The sequence below is a fragment of the Thiocapsa rosea genome, from assembly GCF_003634315.1.
GTDB lineage: Bacteria > Pseudomonadota > Gammaproteobacteria > Chromatiales > Chromatiaceae > Thiocapsa > Thiocapsa rosea.
In genome coordinates this window covers 67,727-82,216 of record NZ_RBXL01000002.1, presented here as the reverse complement: position 1 = coordinate 82,216, position 14,490 = coordinate 67,727, and the positions used below count along the sequence as shown (strand labels likewise).

Annotated in this window: 18 protein-coding genes; 6 read left to right on the top strand and 12 right to left on the bottom strand. The window is 63.9% G+C overall.

Annotation, left to right across the window (positions count from 1 at the left end; genetic code table 11):
* The first annotated feature begins 35 nt into the window (after nt 1–35).
* Nucleotides 36–509, top strand: coding sequence for a hypothetical protein (locus tag BDD21_RS26595; protein WP_120800218.1), 474 nt, complete (start codon nt 36–38; stop codon nt 507–509).
* Here BDD21_RS26595 and BDD21_RS26590 read toward each other — a convergent pair.
* The 3 genes from BDD21_RS26590 to BDD21_RS26580 all read right to left on the bottom strand — a co-directional run bounded on the left by BDD21_RS26590 (nt 493) and on the right by BDD21_RS26580 (nt 2,118).
* A complete protein-coding gene (locus BDD21_RS26590; protein ID WP_120800217.1) occupies nt 493–777 on the bottom strand; it encodes a DUF427 domain-containing protein in 285 nt (94 codons plus the stop codon). The two genes, BDD21_RS26595 and BDD21_RS26590, sit on opposite strands and share 17 nt — an antisense overlap.
* A 136-nt stretch (nt 778–913) precedes the next feature.
* Nucleotides 914–1,510 carry an SAM-dependent methyltransferase gene (locus BDD21_RS26585; protein WP_120800216.1) on the bottom strand — a complete coding sequence of 199 codons (597 nt, stop codon included), beginning with the start codon at nt 1,508–1,510 and terminating at the stop codon, nt 914–916.
* A gap of 155 nt (nt 1,511–1,665) precedes the next feature.
* Complete coding sequence (locus BDD21_RS26580; RefSeq protein WP_120800215.1) at nt 1,666–2,118, bottom strand: VOC family protein; 453 nt, start codon at nt 2,116–2,118, stop codon at nt 1,666–1,668.
* Between the two features lie 408 nt (nt 2,119–2,526).
* On the opposite strand from BDD21_RS26580, the gene BDD21_RS27635 reads away from it, so the two are divergent.
* Nucleotides 2,527–2,694: a lipocalin/fatty acid-binding family protein gene (locus tag BDD21_RS27635; protein WP_147431248.1), complete on the top strand. Its 168-nt coding sequence runs from the start codon at nt 2,527–2,529 to the stop codon at nt 2,692–2,694.
* A gap of 200 nt (nt 2,695–2,894) precedes the next feature.
* Nucleotides 2,895–3,287: a lysozyme inhibitor LprI family protein gene (locus BDD21_RS26575; protein WP_211335238.1), complete on the top strand. Its 393-nt coding sequence runs from the start codon at nt 2,895–2,897 to the stop codon at nt 3,285–3,287.
* A gap of 59 nt (nt 3,288–3,346) precedes the next feature.
* Here the strand turns inward: BDD21_RS26575 and BDD21_RS26570 are convergent, their stop codons facing one another.
* The 5 genes from BDD21_RS26570 to BDD21_RS26550 form a co-directional block, all read right to left on the bottom strand.
* Nucleotides 3,347–5,704 (bottom strand): penicillin acylase family protein, encoded by a 2,358-nt coding sequence (locus BDD21_RS26570; RefSeq protein WP_120800214.1) that lies wholly within the window; start codon nt 5,702–5,704, stop codon nt 3,347–3,349.
* A 318-nt stretch (nt 5,705–6,022) separates the two neighbouring features.
* Nucleotides 6,023–6,265: a BolA/IbaG family iron-sulfur metabolism protein gene (locus tag BDD21_RS26565; RefSeq protein WP_120800213.1), complete on the bottom strand. Its 243-nt coding sequence runs from the start codon at nt 6,263–6,265 to the stop codon at nt 6,023–6,025.
* Between the two features lie 20 nt (nt 6,266–6,285).
* Nucleotides 6,286–6,600, bottom strand: a complete 315-nt coding sequence (gene grxD, locus BDD21_RS26560; RefSeq protein WP_120800212.1) for a Grx4 family monothiol glutaredoxin — start codon at nt 6,598–6,600, stop codon at nt 6,286–6,288.
* Between the two features lie 163 nt (nt 6,601–6,763).
* On the bottom strand, nt 6,764–7,168 hold the full coding sequence (locus BDD21_RS26555) for a hemerythrin domain-containing protein (protein ID WP_120800211.1): 405 nt from the start codon (nt 7,166–7,168) through the stop codon (nt 6,764–6,766).
* The gene (locus BDD21_RS26550; RefSeq protein WP_120800210.1) at nt 7,165–7,392 is read right to left on the bottom strand and encodes a hypothetical protein; all 228 of its coding nucleotides are present in this window, start codon (nt 7,390–7,392) and stop codon (nt 7,165–7,167) included. Before BDD21_RS26550 ends, BDD21_RS26555 begins: the two co-directional genes overlap by 4 nt.
* Nucleotides 7,393–8,087: 695 nt before the next feature.
* Between BDD21_RS26550 and BDD21_RS26545 the strand changes: the two genes are divergently transcribed.
* On the top strand, nt 8,088–8,732 hold the full coding sequence (locus tag BDD21_RS26545; RefSeq protein WP_120800209.1) for a HEAT repeat domain-containing protein: 645 nt from the start codon (nt 8,088–8,090) through the stop codon (nt 8,730–8,732).
* 20 nt (nt 8,733–8,752) lie between these two features.
* Here BDD21_RS26545 and BDD21_RS26540 read toward each other — a convergent pair whose 3' ends face one another.
* A complete protein-coding gene (locus BDD21_RS26540) occupies nt 8,753–9,874 on the bottom strand; it encodes a hypothetical protein (protein WP_147431247.1) in 1,122 nt (373 codons plus the stop codon).
* Between the two features lie 93 nt (nt 9,875–9,967).
* On the opposite strand from BDD21_RS26540, the gene BDD21_RS26535 reads away from it, so the two are divergent.
* A complete protein-coding gene (locus tag BDD21_RS26535; RefSeq protein WP_147431246.1) occupies nt 9,968–10,750 on the top strand; it encodes a hypothetical protein in 783 nt (260 codons plus the stop codon).
* A 59-nt stretch (nt 10,751–10,809) separates the two neighbouring features.
* Nucleotides 10,810–11,796: a hypothetical protein gene (locus tag BDD21_RS26530; protein WP_147431245.1), complete on the top strand. Its 987-nt coding sequence runs from the start codon at nt 10,810–10,812 to the stop codon at nt 11,794–11,796.
* A 614-nt stretch (nt 11,797–12,410) separates the two neighbouring features.
* Here the strand turns inward: BDD21_RS26530 and ssb are convergent.
* The 3 genes from ssb to BDD21_RS26510 are packed head-to-tail and all read right to left on the bottom strand — an operon-like array spanning nt 12,411 to nt 14,459.
* Nucleotides 12,411–12,863, bottom strand: coding sequence for a single-stranded DNA-binding protein (ssb, locus tag BDD21_RS26520; RefSeq protein ID WP_342769627.1), 453 nt, complete (start codon nt 12,861–12,863; stop codon nt 12,411–12,413).
* Nucleotides 12,864–12,911: 48 nt separating this feature from the next.
* The gene (locus BDD21_RS26515; protein WP_120800203.1) at nt 12,912–13,412 is read right to left on the bottom strand and encodes a siphovirus Gp157 family protein; all 501 of its coding nucleotides are present in this window, start codon (nt 13,410–13,412) and stop codon (nt 12,912–12,914) included.
* Nucleotides 13,413–13,463: 51 nt separating this feature from the next.
* A complete protein-coding gene (locus tag BDD21_RS26510) occupies nt 13,464–14,459 on the bottom strand; it encodes an ATP-binding protein (RefSeq protein ID WP_120800202.1) in 996 nt (331 codons plus the stop codon).
* Between the last annotated feature and the right edge of the window lie 31 nt (nt 14,460–14,490).

Here is a 14,490-nt window from a genome sequence, read left to right as displayed (position 1 = left end):
GCGTCTCGTCATCTCATTGCGGCGAGGACACGAGGATGCATCCGACACGTGCCCGGATCGGCTACGCCCTGATCCTGATCCTCCTGGGGTGCTGCATGGCGAGTCAGGCGGCGACGCCGGCCACGAGCGAGACGATCACCAACCCGCCGCCCGGCAGTCGGGAGCGGGGCGCAATTCTGGATGCCCTGCGCGCGGAGCTGACGCACCTGACCGGGCCGGATCTGGTCTTCGTCGTCGCGGTGCTGCGGGTCGGCGCGGGCTGGGCCTGGGTCGAGGCCGCCCCGCAATCGCGCGACGGGACGAGCCGTTACGAGGACGTCACTGCGCTCCTGCAGCGCCGGGACGGACGTTGGGCGGTGCAGGTCCTCGGCCCCTGCGACGCGGAGGATGACTCGGCGCCCTGCGCCGCGGACAGCGACCCCGAGCGGCTCCTGGAGCGCTTCCCGACGCTGCCGCCGGGCCTGGTGCCGCGCGAGGACGGGTCCGGCTCGTTCAGCGCTCCACCGTGACCCCGCGCCAGAAGGCGATATGCTCGGCGATGCGTGCGGCCGAGGGTTTCGGGTGTGGATAACGCCAGGCGGCGTCGACGTTGCAGTCGTTGCCGACCAAGATATGGAAGTAGCGGGCTTCGCCTTTGCTCGGACACACCGACCGCCGCGCGCTGGGCTCCAGCAGTTCCTCACGGACCGACGCGATCGGAAAATAGACATAGCCATCCATCTCCTGGACGTGCTCGCTCTCGGCGATCACGCATTCTTTCCAAACTGCTTTCACCATGGTGTATGCCTTCGGTGGGTGGTGGCCGCTCACGGGTAGCCCGGTGGAGCGGGCGGGGATGAGCCGCGCAGCTCGGCATCGCCGGCGGCATGGCGAGTCGGCATCCTAAAGGCGAGGTTCGGTTGTCCCGTTCCGATCAACCCTCCGCCGGCTTGCGCCCGAGGATCTGCACGACATGACCGCGTCCCTGATGGTAGCGCCCTTCGAAGACCTCGCGTTCGCACTCGCGTGCCACCTCGAACACCAGGCCGGCAAGCTCGACTTGAAGGGTGGCGAGGCTCATGGTCAGCTCGGCCACGGGCGGACCGCCGGTGCCGAAGCGCAGCTGCTCGGGGGTGTAGGCTTCCAGGATCAAGGCGCCGCCCGGACGCAGCCCCTCCACCACGCGTCGGTGCACCGCCCGGCGCAGGTCCGGCGGCACATGGGCGAAGATCGAGACGATCCCCGACCAGGCGTTCGGCTGGATTTCGAACTGTGCGAGATCGCTGCAGCAGGTCACGATCCGCACCCCGCGCTCGGCGGCCAGACGACTGGCCTTCTCCAGGCCGACGACCGAGGCGTCCATCGCGGTCACCGCATGGCCGCGTGCTGCCAACCAGACCGCGTTGCGCCCCTCGCCCTCGGCCAAGCACAGCACCGGGCCTTGCGGCAGCCGATCCGCCTGCTCGACCAGAAAGTCGTTCGGCGCGGTGCCGTAGGCATAGTCGTCCTCGGCGTAGCGTTCATTCCACATGTGCTCGATGCTCCTTTTGAGATGTCGTCGCGGACGTCGCGGCAGCAGGATCTAGGGTCAGGGGAGCACTCGCCGCGTCGGTCGACGCGGCGCGCGTGGTGAGAAGTGCAGTGATGGTCGGTGGGGGCCGGGGTGGATCGCCGTCGATTCCGGTCTCAGGCTTGGCCCGGAGCGGGTAGCCACTGGGCCAGCTCGAGGGTGATTCCTTCGGGGCCGGCGAGGAAGACCAGCTTGCGGTCGTGGAACTCCATGACTTCGTTTCGAAACGAGATGCCCAGCGCCCTCAGGCGTACGACCTCGGCATCCAGGTCGTCGACCGCGAAGCAGATGTGGTTAAAGCCGACGCGGGCCAGGTTGGGGATCGATGGGTCGGCGGGTGTTTCCGGGTGTAGGTAGCGGAGCAACTGCACCTCGGCGCGCGGCGAGGCGTCCTTCAGGACCAAGGTGACGTGCTCGGCCTCGATACCGCGGACCCCCATGTAGCGATCCATGCGTTCGCCGCGGATCACGACATCCTTGACCTCCTCGAAACCCAGGGCCGTGAAGAAGTCCTTCGCGGCATCGATGTCGCGGACCGCGACGGTGACGTGGTCGAAATGCGTGAGCATGGGCGCCCTCGGTTCGGATGGAATCGTTCGGGACTCGGTGGATCGCGTCCCGCAGGGCGCGGCTCCGGCGGGTTGGCACCCGGGCCGGATAAGGCCTTCTCCCCATTGCGGGGAAATCGGGGTTGCGTGCGTCCACTACAATGGCGACCTCGACCGAGGCTCCCTCGGCGCGGCCCTTCGATGCATTCGACCCACATGCCTTCGACCCGAACGCCTTCGTCCCCCGAGCCATCGCTGTCCGCGTCGGCGCCGGGCGATCCACCGAGGTCACATTCCATCGGGCGTCGGGGGATCGACGACTGGGTCGCGGTCGTTCCGTCGGGGCCGAATCGCCGGTCCGGAGGCATCGCGAGGTGGCAACCGATCAGGATGCGGGTCGGCGACTCGGTGGCGACCCGATGAGCCCGCGTGTTCGCGTGCCGGAACCGCGGTGGTCCAGGGCGTCGGCAACCGCACTTACCGGCCGAGACCCTGGAGGATCTGATCGCCAAGGCACGGGCGGCCGGCTTCGAGACCGACACGCTCATCTTTCCCGCGCCCGCCGTTCCGACGCCCATCGCTGCCAGTCCCGAATGAGGATCGATGTTGGCTATGTCCGGGCCGGGGTCGGGTGCGACTCGAAATCCTGAAACCGAACCGCGCCGGTCTTCGGCATCGTGTGTCATGACCGGCGCGGGCAGGTTATAAACCTGCGATGCTCGCTGTCCATGAGAGGCCTGTCAGCGCCCGCTCGACCGGCGGAATCGAAATCCTTTGTCTCCGGGGGACACTGCACGATGATGCGAGCCAACCTGTTGCTTTCCCTTATGCTCGTCATCGGTACGAGTCAGGCGCAGACCCAATCTGACCTGAATCGGAGCGCTTGCGCGGAGCTGGATGCGGCCGATGCCGAGTTGAACAGCGTCTACCGAGAAATCCGCGAGCGTTATCGGGGCGAGGCGCTGTTTCTCGACAAACTGAAGACCGCGCAGCGTGCCTGGATCGCCTTCCGAGATGCCGAGCTTGCCGCACTCTACCCGGCGCAGGACAAGCAGATCGAATACGGGTCCATGTATCCGATGTGCGAATGCACGACGTTGGCCGGGCTGACGCGTGAGCGTACCGCGCAATTGCGGGGATGGCTGGACGTGGAGGAAGGCGATGGGTGTGGCGGAAGCCGGAGACCGTAACAGAAGCGGTCCTCACCCGTTATCCAGCCGACACGCTGCTTGGGGGCCGGCAGAGGCGCCTAACGAGCAGGTTTCAGCGTCAGTCGGTGGCGTGTTGGCCCCGGCAGGAACGGGCTTGGGGTACCGGAAACCCAGTCGTCATGGCCGCGTCGGTAGAACGGCGACATCGGATGACCGCTTTGACCGGTCGGCATCTGCATCAGACCGTTGGCCTCGTCGCCGGGTGACACGGAGAACCGTTGGGAGGCACCGAAAACCGGACTCTGCGCGAGCGGCAGGTTCGCATCGCCCGGCAGCGCCTCGCGGGGCATGTCCAGCCATCCGGACAGCCACGGAACGGCTTGACTGATCGGGTGGGCGATGTGCGCGGTATTCAACTCGCCCCAGGTCCGTTCAGACAGGGCACCGTCGAAGCGCTTCTCGAAGCTGTCGATGTTTTCGCGCACGGCGGCGAGCATCAGTGCATCCCAGCTCTCGAAATTCGCGGGCAACAGATGGCGTGGCTTCTCGGTCAGAACGGCCCACAAAGGTGCCTCGAACTGGTGACTGATCAGCAGATCGGCGTTCTCTCCATGCACATCCCCCACCTGAGTCGTCAGTGCGGCAAACACGTTCTGCCGCACCTGCAACCGGAATGCACGCACCAGCCGATAGCCGACGGAATCGGCGGACGCTGCGGGAATCCAGTTCTCCACCAGTGACCGATACTCATCCATCTCGGGTCCGCCGGAGGCAAGCACCTCGAGCAGCAATGTTCTCCATCGCCCGAGGAACAGCGCCTCGTGATCGCGCTGAATCGCCAACATGTCTTCCGGCGCAAAGCGGTCTTTCTCGAATAGCCGGTCCCTGATCTGCTTCGCCCGCGCGCCGAGGTCGTAGCCGCCATCTCCGATCGTCCGCAGCGCGTCACCGTCGACGACGCGCGCGTTCGCCGTCCAAATCCGCTGCGACTCCGGATTGACGACGCGCGGATAGTCGGCCGCATCCAGCCAGCCTGTCCATCCACCCCCGTTGCTCCAGTCGGCGGGAACCATCGGGTCGTATCCACGCTTCACCGGGATTTGACCGGCGATGCTCCAGCCGATAGTGCCGTGCGCATCGCCCGCCACGACATTCTGTGGCGGCAAACCCATCGTATTCGCGACGTCGAGCGCAGCATCGAGGTTCGCAACCGTTTCGAGCTCGAGGATTTTCAGGTTGACGGCCCGAGGACTGTGGGCGAGCCAGCGCACCGCCACGTCGCTGCCGGCAAACTGATTGCCGTCGTCGACGGGGCCCCATCGGGTTTCCCGGATCCTGTACTCGACAGGATCCGCCTGCTTGACGTTGATCCACTCCCGATGCACGACGAACGCCTCCTCCCCGTCCGGCGTTCGATACGTCCCGGCGGCTGCACCCGGCCTGAGCACGACGGCGTCGGACCAGTCGCCGTAGCTGTTGGTGTATCCCCACGCCACGCGGCCGTTGCTGCCGGCAACCACGAACGGCGTGCCGGGCAGAGAGACCCCGGTCACGTCTCGCTCGCCGTCGCCCGTCGTGATCAGGCGCGCCCGGTAGTAGAGATTGGGGACCGAGAGGCCCAGGTGCATATCGTTCGAGACCAGCGCCCGACCGTGATGGGTCAGCGCGCCGCCGACCGCCCAGTTGTTGCTGCCGTTCAACGCAGGGCTGCCCTGCTCGGTCGCGTGTTCAGGGATGAGCGCGACGTGCCGGATCGCATCGTCACCGGCCTCCGGCATCGGAACGGTCTCGATCGCTCCGCCGACAAGCGGGGCATCCCAGCTCGTGCCGGTTGGATAGAGCCAGGCATAGACGTTGGCCGGCAGCACCGATTGCGCAAGCCCGCGTTGGACGTCGCCCCGCGCCCTGTCGTCGTTCAGCTGCATGAACATCGCGTAGACGACGAGAATCGTATCCTGCGTCCTCCAAGGCTTCGGTTGTTCACGCAACAACAGGTATTCGAATGGCCGGACCGACAGACTCCCGAGACCCGTATTCACGCCGGAGGCATAGGCGTCGAGGATGGCCCGCTCGGTCGCCGTCAGTGTCTGCATGACGGCCTGTGCGCGAGCGCGGAATCGATGAAAGCGATGATGCTTGTCGAGCGGCAAAGCCGCCGCGCCGAACATCTCCGAGAGCTCGCCGGCAGCCTTGCGGCGAATCAAGTCCATCTGGAAGAAACGATCCTGCCCGTGCACGAATCCCGTCGCAAAAGCCAAGTCGCGTCGCGTGGATGCACGGATCGTCGGGATACCCTGCTCATCGCGTTCGATGGTCACAGGATGATCCAGACCCGCAACGGGAAGGTCGCCGTCGAGCATCGGAAGACTGCCGCGAATCAGCCACCAGGTCGCGAAGCCTGCCATCAGAACGACTGAAGCGACGCCGAACAGGAGGCGAAGGATCCAGGTCTTCATGCGAAACGGAGTCGGCGATCTGATGGACAGTCAACGTAAATGAAGCGGTTACCGGGCGATGCAGCGTGCGCCGATGATCAACTGACCGACACCGGAGCTTTGCCGGCCGAGGTCCCCGGTCGCGTGGACCGCCGACACCCACTCCACGAGCCGGATAGTGTGACCCGAAATCCCCGGCCGAGGTTTCGCTCGACCCAAACCGCCTTGCGATCGGGGGCCGCTGCCCTGCCACCTGCCGGACCTTTCGCCGATGGCCTCATGCCGGACCGCTTGGGATCAGGCGGGCGCCGCCCGGGTCGCGGCGGCTTGGGCATCGTTTCACGGGGCCTCCGCGGCCTTCTCTTGCGGTGTCTTGGCCTTGATCGTCAAGGCGTGCAGCGCGCCGGACTTCAACTCGTCCTTGAATAGCGCCAAGACGCTCTTTTGGCGTTGCAACAGCCCTTGTCCGGCGAAACCTTCGCTGACGATGTGGAGCTCGAAATTGCAGTCGGCCCCGGCGATGTCTACGACCGCGTCCGGGTGTTCGGCCCGAACGCGTTTGACGATCTCGTCTTGGTCCATGTGTGATCCTCGGTTTCGTGTCAGGCGGCCGCGTCTTTCAGCATCGGCAGCAGTTCGCCGCTCGCAAGCATGGCCTCGATGATGTCGCTGCCGCCGATGACCTCGCCCTTGATGAAGAGTTGCGGGAAGGTGGGAAAATCCGACACCTCGGGCAGCGCCTGCATGAACAGGGGTGCGGCCAAGACATCGACATAGGCGAATTCCACGCCGGTGGCTTGCAGCGCGGCCGCGGCCTTGGCGGAGAACCCGCAGCGTGGCTCGCGCGGCGTGCCCTTCATATAGAGGACGATCGGGTTTTCCGCGAGTTGTTGACGGATCTTGTCGGTGGTTTTCATCGGGATTGCCCGCTGTGGGATTACGGTGGTCGGTTGGCGGTTGTCTGCCCGGCGCATGCAGTCGCCGGCGAGATCAAAACACGCCCAAATCAGCGCTGGCACAGACCGGCAGCTTGCGTTTGTCGAGCGCCGAAGCGCGCTGGGTTGGTGTCGTGCTCAACGGTCAGGAACCCGGGTTCGCATTCAGATGGGCGGCCAGGGCGCTGTCCATGGTCACGGCATGCACCGCAAACCAACCCGGCAAGAATTCGCGCACATAGGCTCGACCCATGGCGAATTTGCCCCGAGTCGAGCGTTGACCGATGGCTCTGAGATCGCCCAGCACACGCCGATGATCGCCGCGATGTTCCTGCAGAGCCGGAAACCGAGTCTCGATCATCCACCGCTCTTCCTGGTCGAAATGCGCCGCGGTGTGGTCGACGAGGTGCTCGAACATCTCCAGGAAGCGGGCTTGATCGGCCTCGGCCATGGCGTTTAACAAGGCGATGAACTCACCATGAACATGATCCATCGCCTGCACGCCTAGGCGGAAGCGGGTGTCGTCGGGATCGATCAGGAGCCCGCTCATTGCAGCTGTTCCCGGCGATGTGCGATGGTCTTGAACAGCTTGCGCGCGACGTAGGCGGCGAACTCCTCGCTGTTGTCGTAGCCATGTTCCAGCGCCAGGTTGGCCAGCTCCTCGACGCATGCCCGTAGACGGGCGATCTCGCTCGATTCTCGGCCACACGTCAGACAGCGCTCGCCATTGTCGCGGCAAGCGTTCTTGCCATGACAGGGTTCGAAGCGGGCCATGAATCAGCTCCCCCGGGGTCGTGTGGCGAAGATTTGCCGGACAGCGTTGCAGCGGCGGGCGTCAGCACACCGGAGTGCGCCGTGTCGAGTCAGTGAGACATCCGCGCTCAAGGTGCGTGAAATAGATACTGCCTCTGCCTGCGCTCTCGGTTTCCGTATCGGGTTTGGTCGCATGGGATCGTTCTGCCCTGCTGTTGTGCTTTGGCTGTCCCCAGCAAACGACGGACCAATGATAGCGACCGGCTTTTCAACGACGTACCAGTCAATACGGCCCGTTGCGAGAGCAACGTGTCGCCTTCGCGACATCGACATGCCAGATTAAAGCCGCTGCGAACGGGAATGGTTAGATCCGCTTGTGGGTGGCAGCACAGACGGTTCGACGCGAGCGCGGCCCGTCGCCAGCTGTCGTGGCGCGTGAAGACGTCGCCACATCCGGACCCGCGGCGCTCACGTTCTACGATGGCCCCATGTGCCGCTGACATGGTGCCCTCAGCCGGGATCGCCTTGCCTGATCGCCTCAAGGCTCGCCGAACCACCGATGAGAATCCCCGGTCGTGCCCGCCCGGATGCTGGCGCCTCTCGCCATGAGCCGGGCGGGCACGCTCCTCTCACATTCGTGCGGGCTATTGCGAGCTTGCGAGGGGATGTAGGCTTCTTTCAGAATGCCTATAGATCAAAATCCGGAGCTGTCTACCATGAAAGCATTCCTTGCAACTCTCCTCTTTGTCACCTCTATCCTTTTGACGGCCATGTCGGCAGCCTCGAAAATGTCGGTGGACGAGATTACCGCCAGCATCGAAGGCAGAGCAGACGAGATCAGCCGCGCCCAGGATCTACTCGCGAATCCGGACCGTAACAAACGCATCGCCGCGATGGAGGCTCTGTTGCAAAGTGGCGATGCCACCTTAGTGCAGGTCGCGAAGGAAAGCGGCCTCACATCGAGCGACCCTTACATGCGTGCAGCGGCGGTAAAAGCGGTTCTCGATGCCGGCGGCAATTTCGTTGCCGAGTTCGCTATACCCATCGAAGACAAGGACCTTACGCAAATCTACGAGTGGCTCAGCCGCATGAAGGGCAGCTGGTCGAGTGATCGCAGGCAAGGATTTTACACGTTCGCTATCGGTTCTTACGAAGACGAATTGAAGTGTTGGCCTTTCCTCAACAACAAGCGTTATTGTGCACTTCTCTTAAACGGCGAGCGGGTGATGACCGGCGAGTGGAGCTTCAACATCAACGGCCACGCTGTAATGACCTCGGACGAAACAGGAGCACTTGTCGGGGATTTTCTCGTCAATGGCAGCGGCACGCCGGCCAGGATCCGCATTCCGCTACTGAACTGAGCCGATCGAGACGCGGAAAGCTACCTGACCTCGATACGATCCAGTTGCAGGGGCAAGCCATCCGCCCAAGCATCGACGATCGTCAGTCGAACGGCTCTTGTCCTGGGGGCCATCCCGTTCAGTAGATCGAGATCGCCGAAAGGTGTCATGTCCCCCATTCGGAACTCCTTCCAGTTGGGCCGTTTCTTAGTCCCGGCGTTGAAGTCCACGATCACGTTCTTTGGAACCGTCTGTCCTTCGGAAGATGGCCGCGACGCCAATCGCACCCGGGAGACAGGGGTCGCGTCAGCTCCAGACAACTCCACCACGATGCTGAACGGCAAATCTCCCGGCGCGATCAGGAGAGGTCCAGAGCCTTCCTCGAGACTCCAACAACCAGCTTCCGGCACGGCGCCCTCCGAAGAGCATGTCAAGATTCGGCCGGCGAGACCGACGAGTCCGAGTTCTTGCGACTCGGGTGGCTCGGGCGAAAGCGGTGGCGGCATAACATCGGTTGAACCACGCTCGATTAAGCGCCTGGCTCGATCGACGATAGCATCCATGCGCAGGACGCATCCTTGTTTACCGTCGGCGCGCAGTTTGCTCTCGGCGGGAAGCTCGATCACATCCTCACAGCCGGTTTTCACGATCATTCCAACCGGCGCGTTTCCTGCGAGGACCACACTGCCGCTACGCCCTTGGAAGATGCTTTTTTCAACATCTCTGCCAAGATCAATCACCATATACTCATAGCTGACAAGTTCGACTATGGCCGGAAGACGGTTGATCACCCCGCCCTCCGAGACGGTGACGAAGGTGACCTGGCCTCCCGGGGAGATCAACTGATCGATCTTTCTCGGAAGATCTTCCCACTGCGGCGCGCAGCGCCCCTCCAAACCGCCCGTTACGAAGGCGACCGAGAGGTCCATTCCTGGATCGAAACGCTCGATCACCTTAGCCTCGCCGACGATCGGCGGCGACCCGGTCGCAAGCGTCAGAGAGGGACTCGTGCCATGGACATGTTGAGGGAGGAGCACGTAGCAGTTGTTGCGATAGGAAACCGCAAAACCCTGGCCGCTCTTGCGATTGACCGAAACCGGCTCTGCAGTTGTAGAAACCGGCGTCAACGACAGCCCGACGAGCCCGCAGAGTGTTCGAAGCAACGCCGGTGACATCGGCTTTCGCATTTGAGTCTGTTGATGGAAGAATGGCACCTTGCCAGGATGATCACTTCTCGGAAGCGTGGAGGCAAGATCGTGACTGTGTTGAAGCGGCTGTCGATATTGACGCTCACAACAACTCTCGGGGCGGCGGCGCCGGCTTACCCGTTGGGCGTAACGGATTTTCCGCACCTCGCGGCGAAGACCGAACCCAAGCCAATCGACGAGCTCAAGACCGGCGCGGATGTCTCGGCGCCGCGCATCGTCGTCGGAGTCATGTTGGAGCCCCGCGGCGAGTTGGCCAACGAGCGGAGCTTGATCGCCGGAATCCCGGAAGGGTGGCAGGCGGGCGAGTCGATCTGCGCGCGCTTTCTGAGCGACGATGCGCTCTACGAGGGTCTTGTCGAGTATGACGTCACCGCCGAGAGCCGCGGCAAGGAAACGAGCCTCGATGTCGTCATCAAGGACAATAACTGGGATGCATTGTCGAAGCTCGGTCCGGAGGAGCTCGCTGTCGCCGTGACCCGCGGCCGATGCGGCGACAGTTCTTCGGAGCACGCTGTTTCTCTGTGGCGGATCGCCCCTGAGGAAGCGGGCAGGTGCATCATTATCCTGGTCAATAGCCAAGACGCGAGGGAGGTCAGTGCGACCGTGAGGCGTGACGGCGATGAGCTCGTTTCGCCCCCCTGCGACGATGAGCACGATCCACCCTACTGCGAGCCCGTCCCGGGCGGCGCGGATGTCGGCTTCGATCGTCGCTGTAGGATCGCTGCAGATCTTCTCGAGGGCGGACAGATCAATGTCGAAATCAACCGCATGACGATGGGTACCTACGAAGATCCCGTGGAGATCACCATCGATCGACCCGTGGCGCAATGACGACACGGCTGCGGGTCAAATCGCGAGATCGTGAGGGCGGAGTCCCTTGGGCGAGCGTCGTGAGCCTGCTTTTAGTCGTGGCATTCCTGTTTCTTGCCATTGTCCTACCAACGAAGCATTCGTACCTGCTCGACGTGGTGACCTATGGCGCGGAATTTCTCCCGGACGGAAGCGAGCGTAGCCAGTGGAGTCTTCAACCCGGCGTGATCCTCTGTTCGAGAACCTCGACGCCGCCGAAAACCCAACAATTCTCCACCAAGGTCTGCGATCGCAGACACTTTGCCGTCACGAAACTCACCAAGAAATTGACCTTCGTTTGGGATCGCGAGACCCGGGTCATCCTTCGCTCGACGGGCGACGGAGACATCCTGGTCCATCTGGATGCCGTTCCCGAAGGCGGAATGGACCTTGGCAACGCCCTGCTCGGCGAAGGATTCGAAACATTGCCGGTACACAGCCAAATGATCATTCGAAGGGCTGTTCTGGCCGAGAGTGGCTCACAACCGATGTCCGGGGAGATCAAAGTCGGAACCGTCGTAAAGGGGGGGGCGACTGGTCTGCTCGACAAAGGGTCGTTCGCGATCCGTCAGAGCCTTCTCTGGCGGCAGAATCCCATCACCGTCCAAGAAGGAACGCTGGCCCACGGCGACCGGATCAGCTTTCTGGCTAGCAGAACTCTCGGTCGGGAGAAACCGCCCAAAGAGGTTACTGCTTACGGCTATCTTTCCGTTCATGCTGACGCTCCCGGCGCACGCGGGCCCAAGCCTTTTCGCATGATCGTCTATACCGAGCCTGCAAAGGGCACGATGCGCATCGAACGTTTCGGGGCCAAGCCCTCCGAGGTGGCGCCTTCCTGGACCGACCGTGCCCTGCGGGATCCATGGTTCCTCGGCCTGACCGCAATCCTTTCCCTTGGTGCCATCGTGACCACGCTGATCAGCAGCCTGAAGGAGATCTTTGCGCGTCGACGACGGGATTCGGCGAGGCTTCTCCGAACTGCGCTGGGTTTGCTTCGGACAATCAAGGCGGGCCGAACTCGGCGATGAGTGCGCGACGGGTTTGCCACTCTCGCAGAGGGGATCGTCGCGTCTGATCGCTCCAACGCTGAGAATCGCCCGGTCGTGCCCGCCCGGTTGCCCGCGTCCAGTGCCATGAGCCGGGCGGTGTTTGGCGTCGTTGGCCAATCACCGCCCGGTCACGCTCAACTCTTGAGCCGGTTATGTCGTGCCGCGGAGCCCGGACCGAAGCACGGAGTCGGGACCGGCGCCCTTCAGCCGGTCCCGGCGGAGCGCGTAGGTGGGGGCGGATCTCGACCGGCGATGTGGTCTCGGCGGACGTTGCGGCATCTCCGCCGGGATCGGGTCTCGGATCGCGACAAACCTCCGCGACACCACCGATGAGAATCCCCGGTCGTGCCCGCCCGGTTGCTGGCGTCGTGTGCCATGAGCCGGGCGGGCACGCACGTTGGCGTCGAGGACCAACACGGGAATCCCGTAGCTGCTCGCCGAGGGGTCCGTTGTCAGCCGAGCGGTGCCGCCGTTGTCGTCGGATAGGATCAGGTAATCCATTGGTCTCTCCTTGTGCTCATTGACGCTCGGCGGGTAATGATACCCGCCTGGTAGTTGAACCGCGCGACCGCGCGGGATGTTTCTCAGAACTTCTAGAACGGAATATCGTCGTCGAAGTCAGCCGGCGGCGGTTCCGGCGCCTGAGCACGCGGTGACTCGGTCGAGCGGTTGTAGCCGGCGGATCCGCGCGGGCGCTCGCCGGCTTCGGCCGGCCGACCGTCGAGCATCTGCATCTCGTTGCCCTGGATCTCGGTCGTGTAACGATCCTGGCCCGACTGATCGGTCCACTTCCGGGTCGTGAGCTTGCCCTCGATGTAGACCTTCGAGCCCTTGCGCAGGTACTGCTGGGCGATCTCGCCGAGTCGGCGCCAGAGGATGACGCGGTGCCACTCGGTGCGCTCCATCCGCTCGCCGGTCTGCTTGTCCTTCCAAGTCTCGCTCGTCGCGATCCGGAGCGTCGCCACGGCGTCGCCGCTCGGGGTGTAGCGGATCTCGGGATCCGCTCCGAGGTTGCCGATCAGAATCACTTTGTTGATGCCGCTCATGTCGATCTCTCCGTGATGGCGCGCCGTCCTTGGCGCGTTGGTTGGGGTCTATTGAATCACCAGCCGTTGGCTGTGCACCAGGTGCGCACCAGGAATCGCTTTGCCGGACTTCAGGGCGGCGGCGATCTCAGCCTTTAGGATCGTTTCCACCGTCTCCGTGTGGCGGTACTCCTCGGGTATCAGGGCTGCGTCATCGATCGCCACCGACTTCGGGTTGTTTTGGAGCCGGAGCGCCAGATCCGGCGCCTTGGGCTTCAAGCCCGTGCGCTCTAGCTCGGCCTTGAGGTATGACTTGAGCCGGGCGGCCCGGCTAGCGGTGGATTTGGCGCGCGCATCCATCCTTTTCTTCGCCTCATCGATGGCGGCGGCCTCGGCCTCCAGGTTGCGGACATAACGGGCGACGTTGAGCGCCTTGTCCTCCCACGCACCCGCGAGACCGTCGAGCGTGTCGGCGATCGCCTCGGGCGGCAGATCCTCGATCTCGGCGAGGGCGTCCAAGGCGGCCAAGTAGTCGGATGACAGGTCGTAGAGCTTGATCGTCGGTTTCATCCTTCGTTCTCCTTGCGCGGCCCTTTCGGGCCGCGCTTCCATGGTTGGTGTTTAGAGGGTGGCCGCCTTGAGGGCGTCGATCCCGGCGGCGGGGCGGTCTTCACCGTTACCGCGGCGCTTGGGTGTCTCCTCGTGCTCCTCGTTCTCCTCGGTCGCGCGCGCCTTGGCGGCGGACTCGATGATCGCGAGCTTTCGACCGGCACAGTGACCGGTCAGCGTCTCGCGATCCGACGGCGTGAGGAGCCCGATCTCGGCGGAGCGCGACCGCCACCAGGTTTCCAGCTCGGGCACGCTGCCGATCCGCGTCGCGCTCGCCTTCAGCGCCTTGAGGGTGCGCTTGGATTCGGCGGCCGGGTCCTTGCCGATATTGAGCCAGTCGCGCAGGGCCTCGCCGGTCGCGACCGTCGGCACGAAATGCTCGCCGTCGAACAGCCGGGTCCGATCCTTCGTCGCCGTGGCGACATGGTTGTCCACGCTGAGATCCACCACGGTGGTGAACTCGTATTCCATGCCGTCGCGTTGGACCGGGGACAAGCCGATCTTGATCGGCTTCTTCTTGCCGGTGCCGTCGTCCGTGAGGTCGTAGGCCGTCTTCGTGCGCATGGTTACGACGACATGCAGACCGGCCCCGATGATGGCGTCCACCAAAGCGTTATGCTTTGGGGTCACCTCGCGCCAGGCGGCAAACGAGTTACCCGAGCGGCTGGCGGATGTCGCGCGGTCGTGCATGTCGAGGATACCGCCCTCCCCCGTCCAGGCATGGCTGAGGCTGTCAATGACGAGCACGTCGTAGCCGGCCGACTCGGCGGCGCGGATGATCTCGATATACCGCCCCGGCGTGTAGGGCGGCTCCAGCGGCGCGACGTCGTAGGCGGTGAGATCCGCGTACAACTCGCCGGACCCGCGCTCGGTGTCGATCAGGGCGATTTTGCCGCCGGGGGCGAGACCTTGGGCGATCAGGAGCGCGCTGTAGGTCTTGCCGGACCCCGAAGGGCCGCACAGGGCCAGGCGGAGGCGGGCTTGACGTTTTTCGGCTTTGCGGAACATGCTTGTATCTCCTACGTTGCTTGTGACTCAG